Source organism: Pseudomonas sp. MIS38, assembly GCF_019891575.1.
GTDB classification, from domain to species: domain Bacteria; phylum Pseudomonadota; class Gammaproteobacteria; order Pseudomonadales; family Pseudomonadaceae; genus Aquipseudomonas; species Aquipseudomonas putida_A.
Genome location: NZ_JAFLXF010000002.1, coordinates 30,127 through 51,366 on the forward strand (window position 1 = coordinate 30,127; position 21,240 = coordinate 51,366).

Annotated in this window: 22 protein-coding genes; 7 read left to right on the top strand and 15 right to left on the bottom strand. The window is 62.1% G+C overall.

The window, feature by feature from the left end; all coding sequences use genetic code 11:
* Position 1: 1 nt before the first annotated feature.
* The 5 genes from J1G18_RS03760 to cpaB are packed head-to-tail and all read right to left on the bottom strand — an operon-like array spanning position 2 to position 5,536.
* Entirely contained in the window at positions 2 to 886 is an 885-nt protein-coding gene (locus J1G18_RS03760; protein WP_097089927.1) for a type II secretion system F family protein, read from the bottom strand.
* Between the two features lie 18 nt (positions 887 to 904).
* Positions 905 to 2,173 carry a CpaF family protein gene (locus J1G18_RS03765; protein WP_098967055.1) on the bottom strand — a complete coding sequence of 423 codons (1,269 nt, stop codon included), beginning with the start codon at positions 2,171 to 2,173 and terminating at the stop codon, positions 905 to 907.
* A complete protein-coding gene (locus J1G18_RS03770) occupies positions 2,170 to 3,360 on the bottom strand; it encodes a pilus assembly protein (RefSeq protein WP_098967053.1) in 1,191 nt (396 codons plus the stop codon). Before J1G18_RS03770 ends, J1G18_RS03765 begins: the two co-directional genes overlap by 4 nt.
* Positions 3,357 to 4,580, bottom strand: coding sequence for a type II and III secretion system protein family protein (locus tag J1G18_RS03775; protein ID WP_098967052.1), 1,224 nt, complete (start codon positions 4,578 to 4,580; stop codon positions 3,357 to 3,359). The genes J1G18_RS03770 and J1G18_RS03775 overlap by 4 nt, the downstream gene beginning before the upstream one ends.
* A gap of 20 nt (positions 4,581 to 4,600) precedes the next feature.
* The gene (cpaB, locus tag J1G18_RS03780) at positions 4,601 to 5,536 is read right to left on the bottom strand and encodes a Flp pilus assembly protein CpaB (RefSeq protein ID WP_098967050.1); all 936 of its coding nucleotides are present in this window, start codon (positions 5,534 to 5,536) and stop codon (positions 4,601 to 4,603) included.
* Between the two features lie 336 nt (positions 5,537 to 5,872).
* Between cpaB and J1G18_RS03785 the strand changes: the two genes are divergently transcribed.
* The 3 genes from J1G18_RS03785 to J1G18_RS03795 all read left to right on the top strand — a co-directional run bounded on the left by J1G18_RS03785 (position 5,873) and on the right by J1G18_RS03795 (position 6,883).
* Positions 5,873 to 6,079, top strand: coding sequence for a Flp family type IVb pilin (locus J1G18_RS03785; protein ID WP_095138203.1), 207 nt, complete (start codon positions 5,873 to 5,875; stop codon positions 6,077 to 6,079).
* Between the two features lie 117 nt (positions 6,080 to 6,196).
* Positions 6,197 to 6,409, top strand: coding sequence for a Flp family type IVb pilin (locus J1G18_RS03790; RefSeq protein WP_096794831.1), 213 nt, complete (start codon positions 6,197 to 6,199; stop codon positions 6,407 to 6,409).
* Positions 6,410 to 6,475: 66 nt separating this feature from the next.
* Entirely contained in the window at positions 6,476 to 6,883 is a 408-nt protein-coding gene (locus tag J1G18_RS03795; RefSeq protein ID WP_025111740.1) for a response regulator, read from the top strand.
* Between the two features lie 59 nt (positions 6,884 to 6,942).
* Here the strand turns inward: J1G18_RS03795 and J1G18_RS03800 are convergent, their stop codons facing one another.
* A complete protein-coding gene (locus J1G18_RS03800) occupies positions 6,943 to 7,728 on the bottom strand; it encodes a response regulator transcription factor (RefSeq protein WP_096794830.1) in 786 nt (261 codons plus the stop codon).
* 118 nt (positions 7,729 to 7,846) lie between these two features.
* Positions 7,847 to 8,317: a prepilin peptidase gene (locus J1G18_RS03805; RefSeq protein WP_098967049.1), complete on the bottom strand. Its 471-nt coding sequence runs from the start codon at positions 8,315 to 8,317 to the stop codon at positions 7,847 to 7,849.
* Between the two features lie 75 nt (positions 8,318 to 8,392).
* Here J1G18_RS03805 and J1G18_RS03810 point away from each other — a divergent pair, with 75 nt between their 5' ends.
* Together J1G18_RS03810 and J1G18_RS03815 are read left to right on the top strand one after the other, a co-directional pair.
* Positions 8,393 to 8,839 carry a TadE/TadG family type IV pilus assembly protein gene (locus J1G18_RS03810; RefSeq protein ID WP_007963015.1) on the top strand — a complete coding sequence of 149 codons (447 nt, stop codon included), beginning with the start codon at positions 8,393 to 8,395 and terminating at the stop codon, positions 8,837 to 8,839.
* On the top strand, positions 8,836 to 11,583 hold the full coding sequence (locus tag J1G18_RS03815) for a PAS domain-containing sensor histidine kinase (RefSeq protein ID WP_223007117.1): 2,748 nt from the start codon (positions 8,836 to 8,838) through the stop codon (positions 11,581 to 11,583). Before J1G18_RS03810 ends, J1G18_RS03815 begins: the two co-directional genes overlap by 4 nt.
* Here J1G18_RS03815 and J1G18_RS03820 read toward each other — a convergent pair.
* From J1G18_RS03820 to J1G18_RS03840, 5 genes are all read right to left on the bottom strand, one after another.
* The gene (locus tag J1G18_RS03820; protein WP_098967045.1) at positions 11,580 to 13,583 is read right to left on the bottom strand and encodes a pilus assembly protein TadG-related protein; all 2,004 of its coding nucleotides are present in this window, start codon (positions 13,581 to 13,583) and stop codon (positions 11,580 to 11,582) included. The genes J1G18_RS03815 and J1G18_RS03820 overlap by 4 nt on opposite strands.
* 253 nt (positions 13,584 to 13,836) lie before the next feature.
* A complete protein-coding gene (locus tag J1G18_RS03825; protein WP_007963018.1) occupies positions 13,837 to 14,394 on the bottom strand; it encodes a DUF4136 domain-containing protein in 558 nt (185 codons plus the stop codon).
* A 51-nt stretch (positions 14,395 to 14,445) separates the two neighbouring features.
* Positions 14,446 to 15,054 (bottom strand): DUF4136 domain-containing protein, encoded by a 609-nt coding sequence (locus tag J1G18_RS03830; protein ID WP_210556638.1) that lies wholly within the window; start codon positions 15,052 to 15,054, stop codon positions 14,446 to 14,448.
* 12 nt (positions 15,055 to 15,066) lie between these two features.
* Complete coding sequence (locus J1G18_RS03835; protein ID WP_222016751.1) at positions 15,067 to 15,816, bottom strand: methyltransferase; 750 nt, start codon at positions 15,814 to 15,816, stop codon at positions 15,067 to 15,069.
* The gene (locus J1G18_RS03840) at positions 15,816 to 16,118 is read right to left on the bottom strand and encodes a MazG-like family protein (RefSeq protein ID WP_007951009.1); all 303 of its coding nucleotides are present in this window, start codon (positions 16,116 to 16,118) and stop codon (positions 15,816 to 15,818) included. The genes J1G18_RS03835 and J1G18_RS03840 overlap by 1 nt, the downstream gene beginning before the upstream one ends.
* A gap of 160 nt (positions 16,119 to 16,278) precedes the next feature.
* Between J1G18_RS03840 and J1G18_RS03845 the strand changes: the two genes are divergently transcribed.
* Positions 16,279 to 16,572, top strand: coding sequence for a hypothetical protein (locus J1G18_RS03845; protein WP_223007118.1), 294 nt, complete (start codon positions 16,279 to 16,281; stop codon positions 16,570 to 16,572).
* Between the two features lie 151 nt (positions 16,573 to 16,723).
* Positions 16,724 to 18,073, top strand: a complete 1,350-nt coding sequence (locus tag J1G18_RS03850; protein ID WP_223007119.1) for an MATE family efflux transporter — start codon at positions 16,724 to 16,726, stop codon at positions 18,071 to 18,073.
* On the opposite strand, the gene J1G18_RS03855 is transcribed toward J1G18_RS03850, so the two are convergent.
* The 3 genes from J1G18_RS03855 to J1G18_RS03865 are packed head-to-tail and all read right to left on the bottom strand — an operon-like array spanning position 18,067 to position 21,083.
* Positions 18,067 to 18,942 (bottom strand): alpha/beta hydrolase, encoded by an 876-nt coding sequence (locus tag J1G18_RS03855; protein ID WP_223007120.1) that lies wholly within the window; start codon positions 18,940 to 18,942, stop codon positions 18,067 to 18,069. The two genes, J1G18_RS03850 and J1G18_RS03855, sit on opposite strands and share 7 nt — an antisense overlap.
* 12 nt (positions 18,943 to 18,954) lie before the next feature.
* The gene (locus J1G18_RS03860; protein ID WP_223007121.1) at positions 18,955 to 19,749 is read right to left on the bottom strand and encodes a DUF4123 domain-containing protein; all 795 of its coding nucleotides are present in this window, start codon (positions 19,747 to 19,749) and stop codon (positions 18,955 to 18,957) included.
* Positions 19,746 to 21,083: a contractile injection system protein, VgrG/Pvc8 family gene (locus J1G18_RS03865; protein ID WP_134785346.1), complete on the bottom strand. Its 1,338-nt coding sequence runs from the start codon at positions 21,081 to 21,083 to the stop codon at positions 19,746 to 19,748. Before J1G18_RS03865 ends, J1G18_RS03860 begins: the two co-directional genes overlap by 4 nt.
* Positions 21,084 to 21,240 lie beyond the last annotated feature (157 nt).

The following is a 21,240-nucleotide window of genomic DNA, read 5'->3' on the forward strand; positions in this document are numbered from 1 at the left end:
TTCAAATACTCCGCAACATGCGCCACAGCGCCAGGCAACCGGTCACTTGCAACACCACGGCGATGATCAACATGGTCCGACCACCGGAGTCGTGCCACATGCCGAGCATGTAGCCGGGGTTGGTCAGCATGAAGTAGCTCACCAGAATCACCGGCAGCGAACCCAGCACCCACGCGGTCATGCGTGTTTCGCCAGTCAGTGCGCGCAGTTGCCGGGCGCCCTGGTCACGTTCGCGGATCAGCTTGATCAGGTTCTCCAACAGCTCGCTGGCATTGCCGCCGTAGCGATGATTGACCTTGAGGCCGAGGGCAAACATGCGCAGTTCGTCCTGTTCGTAGAGTTCGGCGAAATCGCTGACCGCATCCGGCAGATTGACCCCCAGTTGCACGTTGCGCTGCACCCGGCCCATGGCTTTTTTCAGCGGATCCTCGCTCGATTCGATGCCGCCCATGACGGCGTCGCTCAAGGTGCGGCCGGACTTGAGACTGCGCACGGTGTAGTCGAGCAGCTGCGGCAACTGCTCGATCATGCGTTTGATCCGCCGGTGATACAGCCAGGAAATGTACAGGCGCAGGATCAGCGGCGGCGCCAGCAGCATCGCCAGCAAACCGATCCAGTCCGCCAATAGATAACCCAGGACAATCGCCACGCCCCACAGGGTCATCCACAGCCCGAAACGCTCGCTGGGACGGCCAAGCCCGGCGCGCAAAAACATCCGTTCAAGCCCGACCCAGGTCGGCTTCTGCGCGGCCAGTTGCGGCTGCCCCGCCGCGAGACGATTGAGAACCCGTTCGTTGCTGGTCTTGTGGATACCGTGCACGAACAGCCAGATCGATAGCCCGAGCAGGATCAGACACAGAAGGATGAGAATGGCCGGTCCGATCATGATGCAAGTCCCATGCGGTCAGCCCAGGTGGGTCTCGTGGCGCAACTTGTCGCCCGCCGGATTGACCGCTTCGCGCAGGAAGCCGAAACCAGTGCGCCGATCAAGGCGAAACAAGGTGTTGGTGACGTAGACGTCTTCACGGATGCCGACCACTTCCACCACCTCGCTGACACAGCGGCGGCCGTCGGGCATGCGAGTCAGCTGGATGATCACATCGAGGGCGGCGCAGATCATCTGGCGCAAGGTGCGCTCGGCGATCGAGCGACCGGTCAGCCCCACCAGCGTCTCCAACCGCAGCAACGCATCCTGGGCATTGTTGGCGTGTACGGTGCTCATCGAGCCGTCGTGACCGGTGTTCATCGCGGTCAGCACATCGACCACCTCGACTCCACGAATCTCGCCAAGGATGATCCGGTCGGGGCGCATGCGCAGGGCGTTGCGGATCAGGTCGCTGGCCTTGACTTCGCCGTGGCCCTCGGCATTCGGCGGACGGGTTTCCAGGCGCACAACATGCGGGTGGCTGAGCTGCAATTCGGCGACGTCTTCGATGGTCACCAGACGTTCGTGGGGGTTGATCAATTGGCTGAGGATGTTCAGCAGCGTGGTTTTGCCGGTGCCGGTACCGCCGCTGATCAGCACGTTACAACGCTTGCCGACCGCCTCCTGAAGGAACTCGAAAATCGCCAGATCGATGGTCTGCATCGCCATCAGATCACTGCTTTTGAGCATGTCCTTGCGAAACTTTCGAATCGACAGGCAGGGGCCGTCGAGCGCGATCGGCGGGATGATCGCGTTGACCCGGCTGCCGTCCGGCAGACGTGCATCGACCATCGGCGAAGACTCGTCGAGACGCCGCCCGAGTGGCGCGAGAATCCGTTGCATGACCCGCTCGACGTGGTGCGCGTCGATAAAACGCAGGTCACTCTGATGCAGCACGCCATCGCGTTCGATGAATACCCGGTGCGGGCCGTTGACCAGAATCTCGGTCACTGACTGATCGCGCAGCAGTACTTCCAGCGGACCGAAACCGGTGAGTTCATCGACGATTTCTTCGGCCAGCCGCTCCATCTCGTAACGGGAAATCGCCAGGTGCAGGCGGGCGATGTATTCGGCGACCTTGTCAGTGACAAACTGCGCCAGCAATTGGCGCGAGCCCTCCAGCAGGTTTTTCCCCGACTCTTCGATGGCGTCGATGATGTAGCGGTGCAGGACCAGTTTCAGGCCTTCGTGATCGGTATTGCCGGTCGCGCCGCGCTGCACCGCGCCGAACAGTTTTTCCGCGCTCATGAGGTGCCTCGCAAGCGGTCGAACCAGGTGACTTTGGGTTTGGCCAGGCCTTCGGAGCGCTTGGCCAGACGCTCACCGAGAGCACGCAGGCTTTGCGTGAGTTTTTCCCGCGGGGCCAGTTCGAACAGGCTGACGCCCTGATTCTTGGCGTTCAGGCGCACTTCGGCATTGGCCGCCAATACCGCGATCACTTCGAGGTTGAAGGTTTTGCCCAGGGTTTCAGCATCCGGGGCCACGCTGCCCAGATAGCCGTCCACCAGCAAACGTGCGTGGTCGAGCTTCATGCCCTTCTCGCGCCACAAGTTGAGTACAGCGAGGTTGCGCCGGCAATTGAGCACGTTCTGATCGGTGTACCAGATCAGCTTGTCGCAGTGGCTGACAAACGTGCGTAAGGCTTCACTGTCGGACTGCCCGGTCAGATTCACGACGATGTGCTGGAAGTGTTGGCGCAAGGCGCTGAGCAACATGTACAGCTCGGCGGCACTGGTGTTTTCCAGCGGCTCGTCGCTGCTGGCATACGCCAGAATCCGCAGCCCCGCTTCAGCGCTGGTAAAGGCACTGTCGATCAGCGTCGCGTCGAGCCTGCGCAAGTGACGCAAGGCATCGCCGAAGTGGAACGAGCTCTCGAGCCCGAGCAGCGCCAGGCTGTCACCGCGCGGCAGGCCCAGATCCAGCAGCAAGGTCTGCTGTCCGCTCTTTTGCACCACCTGCGCCATATGGTTGGCCAGCAGCGCGCCATCCGAATAGCTCTGCGTGCCGTACAACACCGTAAGGCCGCCAAGCTGGGTGTTGGCCGCCACGGGGGGCAGACGTTTGTTCAGGCGCCGCACCAGCCCCGCGACCTCACTGGCCCGCGAACCGTAGGCGACGAAATCCCGGGCGCCGGCACGCATGGCGTTGAGCACCAGTTGGTTGTCCATGCCGTCGCCGAGCGCAACGATGGCAAGCATCGGTTTGGCTTCCAGCGCGCCTTCGATCAACGCACTCTGCGCCACCACATGGTCGCGATCGAGGCCGACGAACACCAGGCTGGCGAAGGTGACATCGACCAGCGCCAGCAACTCGTCCAGGCTCCCGGCCCCGGCGCTCACCACTTGGCCCAGCGGCGCGAGTGCGCCTTGCAGCCACTCCAGATCGGTGCTGTTACGGGTGATCGCCAGAAAGGTCTGGCTGAGGTTCTGGTTCATTGGGACAGCCCACTGCGTTTGTCGAAGTTGCCGTTTTCGAGGAAGAACATGCGGTAGAAATTCGGATCGTAGTTGCGCAGTTTTTCCCCCGGCAGCGATGGCAGTTTCGCGTCCGCCGCCATTGGCTGCACCAGGTGCGGGGTGACAATCATCAGCAGTTCGCGCTCTTCGCGTCTGATCTGCGAGCCTTTGAAAAAGGCGCCGAGCACCGGAATATCACCCAGCCCCGGAAACTTGTTCACCTGCGAACTGTTGGTGGTGCTGATCAGGCCGCTGATCACGAAGCTTTCGCCATCAGCCAGCGAGACGCTGGTGTCGGTACGGCGGATGGTCAGGGCCGGCACGGTGGTGCCGGCTATCTGCACAGCGTTGCTCAAATCCAGTTCGCTGACTTCCGGTGCGACTTTCAGCGCGATGCGGTCGTGGCTGATCACGGTCGGGGTCAGGGTCAGGCGGATACCGAACTCCTTGTACTCGATCGACACGTTGTCGCTGCCGGCGCTGGGCACCGGAATCGGGATTTCACCACCGGCCAGAAAACTTGCGCTCTGCCCGCTCAACGCCACCAGGCTGGGGCGCGCGAGGGTGTAGGCGAAACCGCTGGTTTCCAGCGCGTTGATGATCGCCATGGTCTTGCCGCCGATCCACGAAAAATTGAACAGGCCGTTATCCACCGGCAGTCTCGGCGTCGGCACGCCATCGATTGGCGGCAACGTACCGGGCGAACCAAACAGGAAATTGCCCCGTGTACCGATTAGCGAAGCGGTGGCTTCCTTGAGTTTGGTGCGGCTGACTTCGACGAAACGAATGTCGGTCTGCACTTGCGAGGGCAGCATCGGATCATCGGAAGGCATTCTGCTGGCGCTGGTCAGTGCGGCAGTGGCACTGCCCTTGACGAACACCATGCTCTGGCGCGGCTCACTGGAGCACGACGTCCAGACCATCAGGCTGGTGGCGCCGGGGGCCACGCCGGTGAGTAGAAACGAGGCGCTGCCGGTGTCGTGCACATCAGCGATCTTCGGGTCGCCGATGGCCACGCGGGTGATTGCCACGGGCGACTGGATGTCCTGCTGGAAGCCTTCGCCGATCTCGATCACCGGCGGCATACGGCCGAGTGCCGAGCAATTGCCGGTGGCCGCGACGGCGGCGTTGATCGACAGTCCCATCAGTATCAAGGCCCGGACGACAGGTGTTAATAGCGGCCTGAATCGACTCTGCATGCACGTGGATCCTTGCTCAGTCATGGGGCTTGTTGGGAAAGCTGATTGCCGCGGATCACTTCCATCGGCCGCGCACCGCCATGGCCGCCAGCGGCCGGCGCTTTTGGCGCGGCACCGAGGGCCAGTTGCGTGAACTGGAAGAGTTGGCTGTTGGCATTATCCACGTGCACCGGTGACCGGGTTTCACCGGCCCAGTACCTGGCCAGACGCTGTTCTTCGCTGCTGCGCACGGCCAGGCGCAACGTGCCGACCTGAGTGGCGAGCATCATCCGGCTGAGCAATTGTTCGGGCACCGCCAGCACCACGGTGCGTGCAGCGATCCGGCGTTGATCCTGTTTGAGTTTTTCGTCGGCGCTCAAGGCCGGGTTGGCGGGTTGGCCGTCATTGGTCAGACCGTATTGCTCACCGACACCGAGCACGCGCATGGCTGGAACCACGATCTGCGCCGACTGCTGCAGATTGCTTGCGTCCTGACGCAGGTAGAGCAGCACATCAACGTAGTCGCCGGGAATCAGTTGCCCGGCGGCGCCGATCACTTCGTCCACGGCCACGGTCAGCGCACGCTCATCACTGTGAATCATCCGCGCCAGTGAGCCACCGGCCTGAAAGCTTTCGTCGTTGAGCCAGGTGCCTGCGCTCAAGTGCCGCCACGGCGTGCGACCCACCGCTTGCTCGACACTGGAAAGGCTGCCGGCTGGAGCACTGCGCAGTTTCTCCACCGCCACATCGGCAGCCGTGAGCGGCGTGAACGGCGGCACATCGTGCAACAGCACGACCACTGGCTGGCGGGTCTGATCTTCGGCGGCGGCCACGGTTTTTTCCATGGCGACTGCCGGGGCGGCAGGCACTTGGGCAACGGGAGCCGGTTGCCGACTGAGCATCAGGCCCCAGTAGCCGACGACGATTGCCCCCAGCAGCAGAACGGCTGCAAGACCCATGGTGACGCGACTGTTCATGACGGCTCTCCCTTTCCTCACTGCACCGACAGCCTGTACTTCCTGCCGAGAGAATTTTTCGCGATCAGGCAGCTATGAACATGCAACGATTTCGCTATTTCCAAGCTAGCTGATCCGAGCCAAAACGCCATTTCTGACAGGAAAATAACTCACTAAAGTATGAGTCCTGGCCAATTAACTGTAGGGTTTGGCTCGACTAACGTTCTGGTTAATCCTTTGTGATTAATCCGTTCTTACAGTTGTTGAGCAGGGGTTTGTTGACAATGCTCTGATAGCACGGTGAAAGCATGCCGCTGTAGCGTTGGATCGGCGCCAGAGGCGCAAAGGAGTGGACGTATGATTCTCGAATATCTGCTAGCCAGGGCCCGTCTGTTTCTCAAAAGCGAGGAAGGGGCGTCGGCAATCGAGTACGCAATCGTGGTGGCAATGGTGGCCGTGGTCGTCGTGGTGTTCGTGACACCTGTCGGCAACAAGGTACTGGCGATTTTCAACTCAGTTCTGACCAGTCTCGGCGGAACGGCGCAGGTCCGGCCTACGCCTTGATCCCCCCCGCTCGCCCCCTTTCAATGCCCGCGCGGGTGAGCAATCGCGCGTCCGGGCGTTGACGAGGCAAGTGAATTTCCAGCGTGCGGCCAAGGGCTGACGCAAAGGAGAATGCTCATGGTGGTTGAATATCTGTTGATGCGTGCGCGGGCCTTTCTGACCAGTACTGAAGGCGCGTCGGCCATCGAGTACGCGATTGTGGTGGCAATGGTGGCGGTAGTGGTCGTGGTGTTCGTGACACCGGTTGGTGCCAAGGTGCTGGCGATTTTCAACAGCGTGCTGGTATCCCTTGGCGGCACTGCACAAACCGCTCCGGTACAAACCCCCTGATGTGAGTCGCGTCCGGCGAATGTCGCGCTACACTCGATCTCACTTCCAGCTTTTCAGGGACTGCCCATGACTGCCTCCTCGCTCCCCCGCCAACAGTTGCTTCTGGTTGACGACGAAGAGGACGCGTTGCTTGAGCTGGCCGAGTTACTGGAGGGCGAGGGCTTTGTCTGCCACACCGCCACCTCGGTGAAACTCGCCCTGCATCACCTCACCCGCCATCCGGATATCGCGCTGGTGATCACCGATCTGCGCATGCCGGAGGAGTCCGGCATGTCGCTGATCAAACGCCTGCGCGAGCACACTTCACGCCAGCATCTTCCAGTGATCGTGACCTCCGGACATGCCGACATGGAGGACGTCAGCGACATGCTGCGTCTGCAGGTGCTGGATCTGTTTCGCAAGCCGATCTACCACGTGCGCCTGTTGGAAACCCTGGACAATCTGTTCCCCAAACCCAAGACGCAAGCCGGATAATCGCTCAAGGTATTTTTGGCAGAATTGACTGCCTGCCCGCGAAGGGCAGGCAAGCGGGATCAGTGTGCGGTCACACGCTGACGGGCGGCCGAGGCACTGGGCGATAGCGCCAATGCCAACTGGGTGCGGTTGTGCATATGGGTCAGGCGCAAGACCTGCGAGACATACAATTTCACGGTGTTTTCGGTGATGCCCAACTCGCAGGCGATCTGATAGTTGGTCTGCCCTTTGCCCACCAGCCGCGCCACATCCAGTTGCCGTGGTGACAGCTGATTGAAGATCGCCGGAATCTCCTGCTCGGCTTCGGCGCCGTCGCCGCCGAGCATGTCTTTGACCACCGCCGCCGGATTGCGCCGGACCTTGTCCAGATCCTGGTAGAGATCGTCGATGGATTCCGAGAGAAACTGCAGCTTCTGGTTCAGGTGTCCCAACTGGACATTCTTGTGCCGCTCTTGCAGGGCCGCTTCCTGACGTTTCACGCCTTCGAGCAGTTCATCCAGCTGGATCGGCTTCTGGTAGTAGTCGGCAATCCCGGCACGCAGGGCCTTGATCACGTCCTGTTTGTCGGCGCGCCCCGTGAGCATGATCGCTTCGAACACCCGGTGTTTGCCGCTGATGCGTTGCAGCTCCTGCACCAGTTGGATGCCATCCATGTCCGGCATATGCAGGTCGCTCAGCACCAGACCGATTTCGGCGTCTTCACTGAAACGCTCGATCGCCTGAGTGCTGGATTCACACGGCACACAGCGGTACCCGCTGCTTTCGAGAAACTCGCACAATTCTTCGACGATCAACGGTTGATCATCGACCACGAGCACTTTTACCGCCGACGTAAGCTTGTTCACGAACCACTCCATTGCTCGGGCCAAAGCTGACTTTTTCTGCACTTTGGCGATGTAACCACTTCATTTGAAAGTAGACGCACTTTCCGACTATGTACATAGGACTAGTGGCATCTGGCGACTAATGGATCCAATGTATCGAAGCCAATACACCTGCCAGCACGAACGGTGCAAATGGCAGCTTCTTTGACGCTTCTGGCTCTAAATATCGAAGACGTTCTCTAAGCCATTGACTCATATGAAGCCAGACTCTTGGCGCAACGAGCAGCCACAGCAGACTGGCGATACCAGCGCCGATAAACGCACAAAGAATGAATAAACCGTTCGTCGCAAGGCCCATGGCTGTCATTAATTTCACATCGCCTGCGCCCATCCGGCCCATGAAATACCCAGGAACAGTCAACATCAGGGCGATCGCGGCGGCCCACCATCCCTGCTGCGCATCGGCTCCGAACCAGGTGGTGCCAGTCGCCAGCAAATGGATCAGCGCCAGCGCTCCTGCACCGAACGTCAGCACATTGGCGATACGCCGTTGCCGGGCATCCTGGGCGGCGCACAGGGCCAGCCAGATCAGGAGAACTAAACTCTGCATCCGGTTAAATCCATCCGATTTTGCTGAATGATTCTATGCTGATACTACGCAGTGAAAGTCAGGGTAGACGCACTCATGAAAACCGGCTTCGCAAAATCACAGGCAGGCGCAGTGGCGATCGAATTCGCCTTGGTATTCGTGATTTTTTTCGCCGTGTTCTACGCGCTGGTCAGTTACAGCCTGCCGTTTGTATTGATGCAGACTTTCAACGAGGCGACATCTGAAGCGGTGCGCCGCAGCGTCGCAGTCGACCCCAACACTCCCGGTTATGCTTCCGTGGTGGTGAGCACTGCCAACACCGCGTTGACCCAACAGTTGCAGTGGGTGCCATCCGCGCTGAACCTGGTGGTCGGCGTCGATACCTCGGCGGTGTATGACGCCACTCAAGGTACGCTGACGGTCAGAGTCGATTACCCCACCAGCAAGCTCAATCAGGTCATTCCATTTCTGGTGCTGCCGGGCGTGGGTGCAGTGCCGAGTCTGCCCGCCACCCTCTCCGCCGCGTCGAGCCTGAAATTTTGACCGCCGGCGACAATCTGTTCGGACGCCTGCTCAAGCGCGCGCCACCGCCGGCCAACGAACTGCCCGATCATCTCGGCGCACCGCCGCTGGGCCTGCACCTGCAACTGAACCACGACGGCGGCGTATTGCAGATCGCCGGGCCGTTGCGCCACCAACTCGCGCAACAGCCACCCCACGACTCGCCGCTGCCGTTGTCGGCTTATTTACTCGCGCACAGTACGTTGGCAATTGAAGGCCGCCCGCAGGACTGGCAAGGGCAAATACTCGATCTGGATTTTCCCGGCCTCAGCGATCAGACCCTGCACCTGCGCGGTTGGGTACAGCCTTCGGCCGACGGCTGGATGCTGCAACTGATGGACATCGGCGACCTGCTGCTGGAGCGCCAGCAGTCGCGCAACCGTGAAGCCAGTCAGGCACTTGCCGGACAGATCAGCGAACACCTGCGCGTCTGTAGCCTGACGCGTTTGCCGCTGGTGCTCAGCGAGCAACTGCAGGCCATCGCCCAGCGCTGGCATATCCCGTGTCTGGCTCTCGCCCTGCTCGACGAACAGGAGCAGGGCTGGCAGATCTACGAGCAATATCGCGCCCACGACGCGCCGTTGCTGTGGCAGGACGGCCAACGTCTGGGCACGCCGCTCGACAGCCTCAACGGCAGCGCGCCGCAACGCCTCGGCGCCCATCATGGCTTGTACGACCACGCGCGGGTGGAGGCCACGTTCGGCAACGCCGACGGGTTCGCCGTGCCCTACAGCGATGATCGAGGGGTGGTGGCGTGGCTGCTCTGCGGCTTCTACACCGTGGACATTGCCGCCCCGCACCTGAACGACCGCGACTGGATGGCCCTGACCAGCGCACTGGCCGGCCCGCTGCTCAGCCGCCTGCGAGAACAGCAACATCATCACTACACCGAACGCCTGGAATCGCTGCAGACCCTGCTCGGCACCGGTTGGTGGGAAATGCTTGGCGACGACATGCTGCTGGCGCCTACGCTGCTCGATGTGTTGCCGGCGGACCGTGCTCGCATCTCGCTGCAAGACTGGCTGGCACTGATTCATCCGGCCGATCGCGAAGAACTGCGCAGCCGCCTGCACGCCCTGCAATTGCACGGCGAGCCCCTGACCCTGTGCGTGCGCCTGCACCGCAGCAGCCCCGGACAAACGCCCCTGTGGTATCGCGTTCAGGGCCAGGTCGCCGGCACCGGTGAACAGCGGCGACTGGTGGGATTCATGCTCGACATCAGCGACACGCGCAACCAGCAGCAACGCGCCGAAGCCGCCCATGCGCGGCTGGATAACCTGATCGCCAGTTCGCCGGCAGTGATTTATGTGCAGCGCTACGTCGAAGGTGCGTTGCTTGCGGACTTTTTCAGCGCCAGCCTGCAGCCGCTGCTGGGCTGGACGCCGGCCGAGGGCTGCGCCGCCGACTGGGTGCAACTGATTCACCCCGAAGACCGCGAGCTGTATTTCGCTCGCACCCGGCAACTGTTGCGCGAAGGCTCGGCGCGTGCGCGTTTTCGCTTGCGCGACGCACGCGGCGACTACCACTGGCTGCTCGACGAAGCCAAACTGCTGCGCAATGATCTTGGTCTGCCGGTCGAAGCCGTCGGGCTGTGGCTGGACGTCACCGAAGCGACCCTCGCCGCCGAACAGGTCAGACACAGCGAAGAGCGTTACCGGATTCTGGTGGAAGACTCTCCGGCGATGATCTGCCGTTATCGCCCGGACCTGACCCTGACCTTTGGCAACCGGCCGCTGGCGACCTACCTGGAATGCACCCCGGAGCAATTGCCGGGGGTCGATCTGGGCAGCTGGATGTCCGACGAACAACGCGCCGCCTTCATCCAGCGTCTGGCACTGCTGACCCCGGAGCTACCAGTGAGCACTGCCGAAATCAGCCTGCAATTACCCGGGCGCGAACATGCATGGTGGGTGTGGTCCGATCGCGGGGTGTTCGATGAACACGGGCGCCTGCTTGAGGTGCAGGCCGTGGGCCGCGATAACACCGAGGTGCGGCGCTCGCAGCAGCAACTCACGCAAAGCGCAAAAATGGCCACCCTCGGCGAAATGGCCACTGGTCTGGCCCATGAAATCAATCAGCCGCTGAACGTGATGCGCATGGCCATCGTCAACGTGCTCAAGCGCCTGGGCAACGGCGATGTGCAGATCGACTATCTGACCGACAAACTCAATCGCATCGACGCCCAGGTGCAGCGCGCCGCGAAAGTGGTCGATCACATGCGCGTGTTCGGCCGTCGTTCGGAGATCGAGCAACAACTGTTCAACCCGGCCTCGGCCATCGAAGGCACCTTGTCGTTGCTGGCCGAAGGCATGCGCGGCAAAGGCGTCGACCTGCGGATCAGCGAAACCGCTTTCAGCGTGCAGGTGCGCGGTTACGTCGATCAGTTGGAGCAGGTGCTGATCAACCTGATGGTCAACGCCCGCGATGCGCTGCTCGGCAAACGCGAGAAAGACTCATCGTTCAAGCCATGGATCTCGATTTATGCCGAGCGCGACGAGCACAAGGTTCGGCTGTGGGTCGAGGACAACGGCGGCGGCATCGAGCCGCGTTTGCTGGAGCGGATTTTCGAACCGTTCTTCACCACCAAACCGGTGGGCGTCGGCACCGGGCTGGGGCTGTCGGTGAGCTACGGCATCATCGAAAACATGGGCGGGCATTTGAGCGTGCGCAACTCGCTGGAGGGCGCACGTTTCTGCATCGAGTTGCCGATTGCACCGGACGCCTAGATCACCAGATAGGCCTTGCCGGTCTGGCCGCAGGTCATGTTGGCACCGACGTCGACGTCCATCAGGTTGATGCCTAGGCTTTTAAGCAAGTTGTTCAGCAGCGGGTCGAGCAATGGGCTGAGCAGGTTGGTAATCAGCGGTTGCAGAATGGCCGTGACATCGCTGATCAGGCTGGCCACACCGGTGACGATAGCCCCTAGTGGGTTGCCGCCCTGCGGCTTGTACACGATCAGATTGATCCCTGCCAAAGTGTTCGCCAGGCTGCTGACGATGTTGCTCGACGGCGCCGCTGAAATCACACTCGGCGGCAGTTTGAGGTTGGCCGGCGTGGCGAATGGCGTGCTGCTGGAATACAGCAAATCCTGAGAGCTTTGCGCGACGCTGGTATTGACCATGATCGCGATCCCGCCCGCCCCGTACTGGACGTGGGTGTTCTCGTCGCAACTGCCGATGCCGAGAATCTTGTGGCAGGTCACAGTGCCGAGATCGACCAGTGGCAACGGTGTAACCGTCGGCTCGGCGAGCGAGGAAAAAGCATTGGTCGGGTCAATCTTGCCGACCTTGAGGTCAGCGATCGAGGTGATCGTGTGGGCGGTCAGGCTTTTGGTGCCCGAGGTTCCCGGGCCGATCGGACAGCTGTAATCGGTGACGTAGCTGATAGCGCCACCGGCATCCAGGGCGATGTCGATTTCCGGCGATGGCAGCAACTGCGGATCAAGCTGTTGGCAACCGGCGCCGAGCAGACAACCGACTGAATTGAGGGTCGCCACCAGATTCAGACTCAGCAGCGCGTTGAGGGTCGGGGTCAGTGTGCCGACCAATCCCAGCACCGCATTGAGCAGCCCGGTCACCCCCGACAACACCGGCAGATTGACCGAGAGCATCGTGCGAATCTGCGCCGTGCGCACATAAATCCGGTCCGGCCCCAACGGATTGGCCTTGGCCCGCGCTGGATCACCAATCGCCGAAAACTGCGGCGGCTCGATCACCTTGACCCGCACCGTGACATTCGCCAGCCCCAGCACGCTGATCGGCAAGGTCGCGGCCACCGCGCTTTTGCTGTTGGCCAGTTGCACCACACCCTGAATCAGTTGCAGCAGTTGCAGGTTGGCATCCAGCCCGGCGGCGGTGGTGCCGGTCTGCAACTGCAGGATGTCGCCGAGTTTGACCGGCGCAGCATTGATCGCCGCAACCTGCAGCTGACCCAGCGCAGTGATCACCGTCGCGGTCGCGCCATTGAGCTGCACCACCGTCGCGGCCGCCTGAATCAGTTGGGTGACCGTGGCCTGGGTGTTGAGCAGTTGCGTGTAGTTGCCGGCGGCGACGTTGAGGTTGATCGCCAGTTGGTTGAGGTAGCTGAGCAGGTTGATGTCGGTATTGAGCAGACCGTCCCAACCCAGTGCCGTGAGGTTGACGTTGCCGCCGAGCAGCCCGGAGAACAGCGGATTGAGAATGTTCGACTGGGCGGTGTTGATGCTCGCCAGCGTACTGCGGATGTTCAGTTGCGCAACCGTCGGGGTCGGCTGCGCGGCGACGGCCGAGGCGTTGAGCGTGGTGTTCAGGCTGACCGCAGAGCCGCTGAACAAGGCCTGTACGCCGCCGGCAAAACTGGTGGTCACCGTGCGGCTGGCGTCCACTTTGATTGCGCTCGACCGGGTTGCATCGACGGTGAACGCACGCAGGCCGCTGGCCGCGGTCTGCACACTGCCGCAGGTCGTCGCGAGGGTGTTGTTGCTATCGATGATGTAGCCATTGCGCACTGCGCTTTGCCCGGCATAAGTGGCTGCACTGAGGCCTGACTGACAATTGCCGCCGCGACTGACCGCTTCCAGCGCCGCACTGTCGACCACCCGCTGCAACTTGCGCTGCTCCATGTACAACCGACCGGTGTCGACCACCAACAGCATCAACACCAGCGCCAGACTGAGGGTGGCAGCCGCCATCAACCCGATCGCCCCGCGTTGCCGGGCCGGGCCGTTGAACTGCGTACGAGGCGACATGGCGCACTCCTTTGCCGGCGCGTTGCCGAGCGCTACCTCCGATGGTGGATTTGAGTGTAGACGGCGCTAGTGGCAACGCGCCATTTGGTGCTGCACAAAACCCTGCAGACCTCGTCTTCTCGCGAATGCGCTGTGTCATTCAACATGGATGTGGCTGACACGCCGTCTTCGCGAGCAAGCCCGCTCCCACAGGGAGATTTGTGGTGGGGCAAAAAATGGGAGCCTCTTGGGCTCCCTTTTTTTTTACAGCGAACTAGCGCGGTGGATAGTTGGCCAATATCCGGCTGACGGTTTCGCGCACTGCGTTGCTGCGATCCTGCGGATTGGGCGTGCTGCTGAGCATCTGTTCATCGCTGCCGCGCCACACCAGTTTGCCGTCCTTGCCGTCGAGCAGGTCGATCTGGATCGTTGCCACCTTGTAGGTGATGTTGCGGGTTTCGTTGTACATCGGCGCGCCCCAATACCCGTTCCACGGGCCACCCCAACCGCCGCCGTAGTTGGTGGTCACTTGCTGCTGGCGATCCTCGACGATCAGGTAGGTTTGCACGCTCAGGTCGCCTTTGGCCCCCGCAGCGGCAGGGCGCAAGCCGCGTTGATCAAGTTGATCGCTGACGGCCTGGCGGATGCGTTGCTCGGTCAGGTCGCTCTTGATCCGTGGATCATCCGGGCGATATTGCAGCGCCGGTTCTTTCCAGCTCCAGCTGCGATAGGCGGCGAAATCGCGGCTGGCGTCAAAGTCGTGATTGACCTGGTTGGCAGCGCAGGCACTGAGCAGCGCGGCCATGGCCAGTAAAGCGAGACGACGGAACATGGTTGTTCTCCGGTTGAAGGCCTGAACCTGCGAAGCGTTCTCACCTGAAGTCTAGCTCGGCGGATACGCCGACAGGGCTTTTTCCAGAGCCTCGCGAATGGCGTCGGTGCGCACCAGTTGGCTACCCTGATTGGCGGTTTCGGCGCTGGCGCTCCACACCGGTTGACCGGTGCCGGCGTCGAACAGATTGACCTGCACCACCACGACCTGCTCCTGATAGGTGCGAACAATCGGCACAGTGTTGTACATGCCGTAACCGCGCCCGTAGCGATCATAGCCACTGTATCCGCCGTAACCGTAATCGTCCTGCACCTGCCGCAAGCGGGTTTCCAGACGCAGATTGGCGCTGACCAGCAAATCGGCCGGACGATTGTCGTGCAACGGCCGCAGACCACGCTGATCCAGCGCATTGCTGACGGCTTCAGCCACTTGCGCCGAGTCGGCCCAGGCCGTGCCCGGCGGTAACTGCCCGTTGAGCCAGGCCCAACTGCGATAGCGCCCGTAATCGCGTGTCGGCGCCGGGTAGGCGCTGCGATCAAACGTATTGGCCGCTTGCGGCGGCGCCGGCGGCAACGGCCGCGACTGCGCGACATACGGGTTGCTGCCCTGGCAGGCGGCCAACCCCAGACAGATCAGCAATAACCCGAGTTGAGCTTTCATGTAGTGCTCCGATCAGATCGGCCGGCAGATCCAGTGCAAGTAACGCCCAAGCCCGGCGAAGCTTGGGTGACGACGGTGCGCAAGTTCCATCTCCAGCAAGTCCACCAGTTCGGCGCGGGCCTGGAATTCCACCGGCATGTAGTCGTGGAAAACCCGGATTCCGCTCTGGGTTTCGACCTGCCACAACCCTTCGAGTTGCGTTGCCAGCTCCCGCGGATCAAGCGGTTGCTGCGGGGTCAGGCTCTGCTTTTCACCGGCCATGGTGTTTTTGCGCATTTTCTTGAAATGGCCCTTGAGCAGGTTGCGGTAGATCAGCGCATCACGGTTGTAGAACGCCAGCGACAGCCAGCCACCGGGCTTGGTCAGTTGATGCAGCACCGGCAGGATCGCGTGAGGTTCGGCTAGCCATTCGAGCACCGCGTGGCAGATCACCAGATCGTAGGGCTCGGTGAGCTGACCGAGCAGCTCCTGCCACGGCGCCTGAATGAACGTTGCGCTCTGCCCGGCTTCGGCGAAGCGCTGACGGGCGCCCTCAAGCATCGGCTCAGCCGGTTCGGTAAAGGTCACCTGATGGCCGCGCTCGGCCAACCACAGCGACATGTGGCCCAGACCGCCGCCGATGTCCAGCACGCGCAGCGGTCGGTCCGGCAATGCTTCGGCCAGGTCGGCCTGCAACACCGCGAGGCGAATCGCGCCTTTGGCGCCACCGTAGATTTTTTCGGCGAACCGGGTCGCCAACTGATCGAAATGCCGGTCGCTCATCAGCTGAACCGCCGTTCGCTGTCGGCGAGCTTGCTGCGCACCACTTCATTCATGTCCAGCCCCAACTCGCTGCACAGCAGCAACAGATACAGGACGATATCGCCGACTTCCTGCCCGGCATGCGCCAGTTTGTCCGCCGGCAACTGGCGTGACTGGTCTTCGGTCAGCCACTGGAAAATCTCCACCAGTTCGGACATCTCGACGCTGGCGGCCATGGCGAGGTTTTTCGGGCTGTGAAATTGCCGCCAGTCATTGCGGTCGCGAATGGCGTGCAGGCGTTCGGTCAGTTCAACAAGGTTCATCGGGCTCTCCTGAAGGCGTATAGCTTCGGGGGGATGTCGGCTGAACGCAAGCGGCCATGGCTCGCTCCCACACAGGATTGAGGCAAACCCTCTATAGTTGCAGGGAACTCGGCCACCCGCGCGGTGGCCCAAGGCTCAGCTCTTTCATCAGGATGCACACATGCAGGTAGAAAGCTTTTTCGAATGGCTCGGCCAGGCACTCGGTTCGGTCATCCGCTTTATCGTTGATGGCCTCAGCGGCCTGTTCAACATTCTGAGCAACGCCGGCGGCAACTTTGTCGATGGCCTGGCGAAGACGCTGGGCATGGACACTTCGATCATCAGCATCCTCGCGCTGATCGTCGGTCTGATGCTGCTGTGGTCGGCGATTCGCGCGTTCATGAATGCGTCGATCATTGCCGGGATCATCTGGCTGCTGTTGGGGTTGTGGTTGTTGAGCTGGATTATTCACTGACACCCCCTCTTCCCCTGTGGGAGCGGGCTTGCTCGCGAAAGCGTCAAATCAGTAAAAGCTGTTTTGACTGACACACTGCCTTCGCGAGCAAGCTCGCTCCCACAATAGATCGCATGAATCGCTACAATCCCCGCTCCCCCAAGGAGCCCGCATGTCCAACCTGATTGCCGACTGGCGCGACCGCCCGACTCACCGCAAGGTCTGGGCGCTCGCCGCGCCGATGATCCTTTCCAATATTTCCGTGCCGCTGGTGGCGCTGGTCGACAGCACCGTCATCGGCCACCTGCCCCACGCCCATCAGTTGGGCGCAGTGGCGGTCGGCGCCAGTCTCTACACGTTTCTCGCCTGGGCCATGGGCTTTCTGCGCATGGGCACCACCGGGTTTGCCGCTCAGGCGGCCGGGCGCAGCGATGGCGCGGCGTTACGGCAGATTCTGTTGCAGGGTTTGCTGCTGGCGCTGGGACTGGCAATCGTGCTCGGCGCTCTCGGCGTGCCGTTGAGCGGTGTGGCCCTGCATTTCATGCAGCCATCGGCAGAACTCGATCAACTGACCCGCGAGTTCTTCCACACCCGGCTATTCGGCTTGCCGGCAGCACTGGCCAGTTACGCCCTGGTCGGCTGGTTTCTCGGCACCCAGAATGCACGGGCGCCACTGGCGATTCTGCTGACCACCAACCTGATCAACATCGCTCTCAACCTGTGGTTCGTGATAGGTCTGGAATGGGGGGTGGTCGGCTCGGCCCGGGCCTCGGTGATTGCCGAGTGGAGTGGCGCCCTGCTCGGCCTGTGGCTGACCCGTGGCGCCTTGCGCGCCTATCCCGGGCACATCGTCTGGACGGCCTTGAAGGTATGGCAGAGCTGGCGCCCGCTGCTGGCGGTAAACCGCGACATTTTCATCCGCAGCCTGGCGCTGCAATCGGTATTTTTCCTGATCACCGTGCAAGGCGCGCGGCTCGGCGATGCCACGGTGGCGGCCAATGCTCTGCTGCTCAACGGTTTGCTGCTGACCGCGCATGCGCTGGACGGTCTGGCGCATGCGGTCGAAGCGTTGTGCGGACACGCCATCGGCGCCCGCGACCGGCTCGCCCTGCGCCGTTCGCTGGTGGTGGCCGGCGGCTGGTCGTTGCTGGCCAGCCTCGGTTTTGCCGCGCTGTTTCTGTTGGGCGGACACTTGTTCATCGAGATGCAGACCGACATCCAGAGCGTGCGCGATACCGCGTTCATCTATCTGCCGTATCTGGCGGTACTGCCGCTGATTGCGGTCTGGAGCTACTTGCTCGACGGCCTGTTCATCGGCGCCACTCGAGCCCGGGAGATGCGCAACGGCATGCTGCTGACCGTCGCCCTGCTGCTGCCGTTCGCCTGGGCATTACAGGGACTGGGCAATCATGGGCTGTGGATAACGTTCCTGCTGTTTATGGTCTTGCGCAGCCTGACCCTCGGCGCACTGGCCCTGTGGCTGCGGCGCAACGACGGCTGGTTCAGCGGTGCCGCTCACTGAGCCGGTGTGTGTTTGACGAACGCGACGACCTGATCGAGTACCGGCGCCAGACGCCGCAGCGGACGCGACAGGGTCGCCACCAGCGTCACATGACTGGGGCGCGAGTAGTAAAGATCCTGCACCTGTACACCCGCCTCGCGCAGTTTGCGCGCCAGGCCTGCGGTGTTGCGCGTCGGGTTGACCAGATTGTCCTTGGTCGCAGCGATCAGCAGTGCCGGAGGCTCGCCCGCCCTGACGTGGTTGATCGGCTGCGATTGCGGCGGTGAGTCCGGCCAGAAGAATACCGGACGCACCTGCGGATTCTTGATGGGCAGAAAATCATACGGACCGGCCAGGCCGATCCAGCCGCTGAGGTCTTTGGGCGTCATGCCCACCGCACCGAGCAGACCCGGATCCAGCGCCAGCATCGCCGCGTTGTAAGCGCCGGAACTGTGGCCCATCAGGTACAGGCGTTGCGGGTTGCCGGAGAACTCACGGATATGCGCCCGGGTCCAGGCCACCGCCCGCGCCGAGTCTTCAAGAAACAGCGGATAGCGCACTTGCGGGTACAGCCGGTAATCCGCCAGCACCGCGACAATTCCCCGCGACGCCAGTGCCTCGCCGACAAACGCGTAATCGCCACGATCACCGCTGTTCCAGCTGCCGCCGTAGAAGAACACCACCACCGGCGCGTCCTCCAGCGGCTGGCGCGGCACGTAGACGTCGAGCTTCTGTCGAGGATCATCGCCATAGGCAATCCCGGCGGTTTTGTGGAACGTGTCGTCGGGGGTTAGCGCATTGAGCACCTTGACCGGGGAACATCCCGTCAGCACCAGCAGCAGAAACCCGCCGAGGACTGCGCCGAACCGCTGCCACAGAGGATTTGTCATGGATGTCGCACCTCAAGATTGATCGTTCTGCCACTGTCGCCGCACATGCTCGAGCCGTTCCTGCTGGCTCAGCCCGTCCGGCACGTCTGGCAATACCGCTCGGGGATGCTGCAAGCGTAGCCACAACCAGCCATCCAGCACCGTGCGGTCGCTGAAACCCAGGCTCAGCCCCTCCTGCACATGGGAGGCCATGCGCGCGTAGTCGGTTCCCATTGATTGGCACCAGCGCCAGATGTGTTGTTCCAGCAGGCAGCTTTGCAAACGTTCGCGCTGACGATGGGTGAGGCTTTCGTCGATCCCCAGCGGCTCGACCGCCCACTGCGGGTTGCGCAGTTGCTGCCAGCCCTGACTGCCGATGGCGAGGTCGGCCCAGGTGCCGCCAAACCAGCGCAGCAGGCGGATCGGCCCGAGCCAGCGGCTCAAGTCGGCGGCGTCACAGGCGTCGAAGAAATAACTTGCCGTCTGGCGGTTGTAATAACCGAGCAAGGCACGGTGATTGAGCCCGAACGAGACCGTCAGCATCCGGCGCAGGTGGCTCAGCATTACTGCCTGCGAGGCATCACTGGCGAACAACAACCCGCGCCAGGTCTGCGGATCACGCTGACACAGCGCCGCCAGTGCCGGGCAGTCATGCAGGTCGACCAGCAGCGGACCGTGCTCGCTTACCGCTTGAAACTCGGTGCCCTGGAACAGCCGCGTGCAACGTACGCTGGCGAACCCCTGGCGCAATGTCGCCAGCGCCTGCTGCGCATCGGCGCCATCGAGCAACAGCCACTGTACCTGCGGGGCAAAGCCGACGCCGCTCAAGCGGCGCCGTCCTGATCCAGCGACGCGACCAATCGGCAACTGCAGATCGACGCCGTGCAGTGGTTGTAACTGCCGCCGCCGGGCATAAGACACAGCAGCAACAGCGGTTCGGCAGACTTGAGCCATTGCGCCAGGCCCGCGCTCGGCAGCACGTCCGGCAGCGCCAATGGCGCTTCGCAGTCTTCGATCACCGCCGGCTCCTGCAGCACACCACTGATCACCGGCTGATCCGGATCGCCTTCATGAAAACTCACCACCACTTCAACGCCTTCACGCAACGATGTCAGTGAGGCGTCGCTCAACGCTGCTGCGAGCGGCAGCCAACAATGGCTGGCGGCAGCGCCTTCGCCCTGATAAAGCCAGTCGAACTGCACCGCCACCGGCCGCTGATCGTCGGGCTGCGGTTCATCGACCGTCACCACCCACGCACGTTGCAGACTGTGCATGCGCGGCCTGGCACAGGTGCTCGTCAATGTCGGCAGTTGCGCCTGGGCGGCGGCGACGATCCGGTTGCTGTAAGCCGGCTCGCTGGCGGGATCAGCACGATGCTCGATCCGGCTCAGCAACCAGCGGCGGTTGCATTCGGCAAACGGATGCGCAGTCAACGCCAGCCACTGCGCGGCGCGCAAGGTCGGCAGATCGCTGTGGCCATAAGCTTTGCCGGCCTGCGCCGAACCCGCGTCCACATCGCTGGCGTCCACCTGCATCTGCCAGCGTCTTACCGCCGGGGTGCTCGCGCCATCGTCCACAGACGCCGCGCCGGCCACGGGAAAACGCCCTGGATCATCGACAAAGACCAGACAGTGTCCGTCCGGCCGGTGCTCGAAGTAGTAGTGGATCCGCGCCTGCGCGCACAGCCGCTGCACAAACTGCAGGTCCGACTCCCGGTACTGGGTGCAGAAAGTGTGCACCGGGTATTCGCACTGCAAATCAAAACGCCGTTGCGCACCAACGATCCCATGCTCCTTGAGCACCTGCGCGAGGATCTTCGGCACGCACTGACTGCTGAAGATCCGCTGACTGAAACGCAGCGCCAGACAACTCAGCTTCGGTCCCAGTGTCACTCGACACAATCGGGCGCCCTGATCGTGCTCATGCTGAACGACACTCTGCAATTGCCCGCTCAGGCCATTGTGTCCGGGACCGAACTGCAGGAACGCCGAGCGGAAAAGCAGGCCGGCCAGGTCCAGTTGCGGATCATTGATCAACAGATCGATATCAAAGGCGAAGGGTTCGCTGATGCCCTCACTTCCGGTAAAGGCCAGCACCTCGAAGGGCTCGGGCAGCCCCGTTACATCGAGACGAAACGACGGCTCGTTGACTGATTCGAACATGGGCGGATCTCTACAGGAGGGGCGGCCGGGGATTCTCGCCGAGAGCCATGGCCGAGTAGAGAGCTGAAGTACAACTTAGGAAATGACCTACGCGAAAAGCAGACCGGATCACTTCTCCGGCTGTGGCAGGCAATTATTTCGCAGGGGATTTGGGAAA

Excerpts from the sequence above, each read along its gene's own strand:
- J1G18_RS03830 (WP_210556638.1), bottom strand. The coding sequence starts at position 15,054 with ATGAAAGCTCAACTCGGGTTATTGCTGATCTGTCTGGGGTTGGCCGCC.
- J1G18_RS03790 (WP_096794831.1), top strand. The coding sequence starts at position 6,197 with ATGGTGGTTGAATATCTGTTGATGCGTGCGCGGGCCTTTCTGACCAGT.
- J1G18_RS03765 (WP_098967055.1), bottom strand. The coding sequence starts at position 2,173 with ATGAGCGCGGAAAAACTGTTCGGCGCGGTGCAGCGCGGCGCGACCGGC.
- J1G18_RS03825 (WP_007963018.1), bottom strand. The coding sequence starts at position 14,394 with ATGTTCCGTCGTCTCGCTTTACTGGCCATGGCCGCGCTGCTCAGTGCC.
- J1G18_RS03810 (WP_007963015.1), top strand. The coding sequence starts at position 8,393 with ATGAAAACCGGCTTCGCAAAATCACAGGCAGGCGCAGTGGCGATCGAA.
- J1G18_RS03850 (WP_223007119.1), top strand. The coding sequence starts at position 16,724 with ATGTCCAACCTGATTGCCGACTGGCGCGACCGCCCGACTCACCGCAAG.
- cpaB (WP_098967050.1), bottom strand. The coding sequence starts at position 5,536 with ATGAACAGTCGCGTCACCATGGGTCTTGCAGCCGTTCTGCTGCTGGGG.
- J1G18_RS03805 (WP_098967049.1), bottom strand. The coding sequence starts at position 8,317 with ATGCAGAGTTTAGTTCTCCTGATCTGGCTGGCCCTGTGCGCCGCCCAG.
- J1G18_RS03795 (WP_025111740.1), top strand. The coding sequence starts at position 6,476 with ATGACTGCCTCCTCGCTCCCCCGCCAACAGTTGCTTCTGGTTGACGAC.
- J1G18_RS03785 (WP_095138203.1), top strand. The coding sequence starts at position 5,873 with ATGATTCTCGAATATCTGCTAGCCAGGGCCCGTCTGTTTCTCAAAAGC.
- J1G18_RS03865 (WP_134785346.1), bottom strand. The coding sequence starts at position 21,083 with ATGTTCGAATCAGTCAACGAGCCGTCGTTTCGTCTCGATGTAACGGGG.
- J1G18_RS03840 (WP_007951009.1), bottom strand. The coding sequence starts at position 16,118 with ATGAACCTTGTTGAACTGACCGAACGCCTGCACGCCATTCGCGACCGC.
- J1G18_RS03835 (WP_222016751.1), bottom strand. The coding sequence starts at position 15,816 with ATGAGCGACCGGCATTTCGATCAGTTGGCGACCCGGTTCGCCGAAAAA.
- J1G18_RS03760 (WP_097089927.1), bottom strand. The coding sequence starts at position 886 with ATGATCGGACCGGCCATTCTCATCCTTCTGTGTCTGATCCTGCTCGGG.
- J1G18_RS03855 (WP_223007120.1), bottom strand. The coding sequence starts at position 18,942 with ATGACAAATCCTCTGTGGCAGCGGTTCGGCGCAGTCCTCGGCGGGTTT.
- J1G18_RS03770 (WP_098967053.1), bottom strand. The coding sequence starts at position 3,360 with ATGAACCAGAACCTCAGCCAGACCTTTCTGGCGATCACCCGTAACAGC.
- J1G18_RS03845 (WP_223007118.1), top strand. The coding sequence starts at position 16,279 with ATGCAGGTAGAAAGCTTTTTCGAATGGCTCGGCCAGGCACTCGGTTCG.
- J1G18_RS03775 (WP_098967052.1), bottom strand. The coding sequence starts at position 4,580 with ATGCAGAGTCGATTCAGGCCGCTATTAACACCTGTCGTCCGGGCCTTG.
- J1G18_RS03820 (WP_098967045.1), bottom strand. The coding sequence starts at position 13,583 with ATGTCGCCTCGTACGCAGTTCAACGGCCCGGCCCGGCAACGCGGGGCG.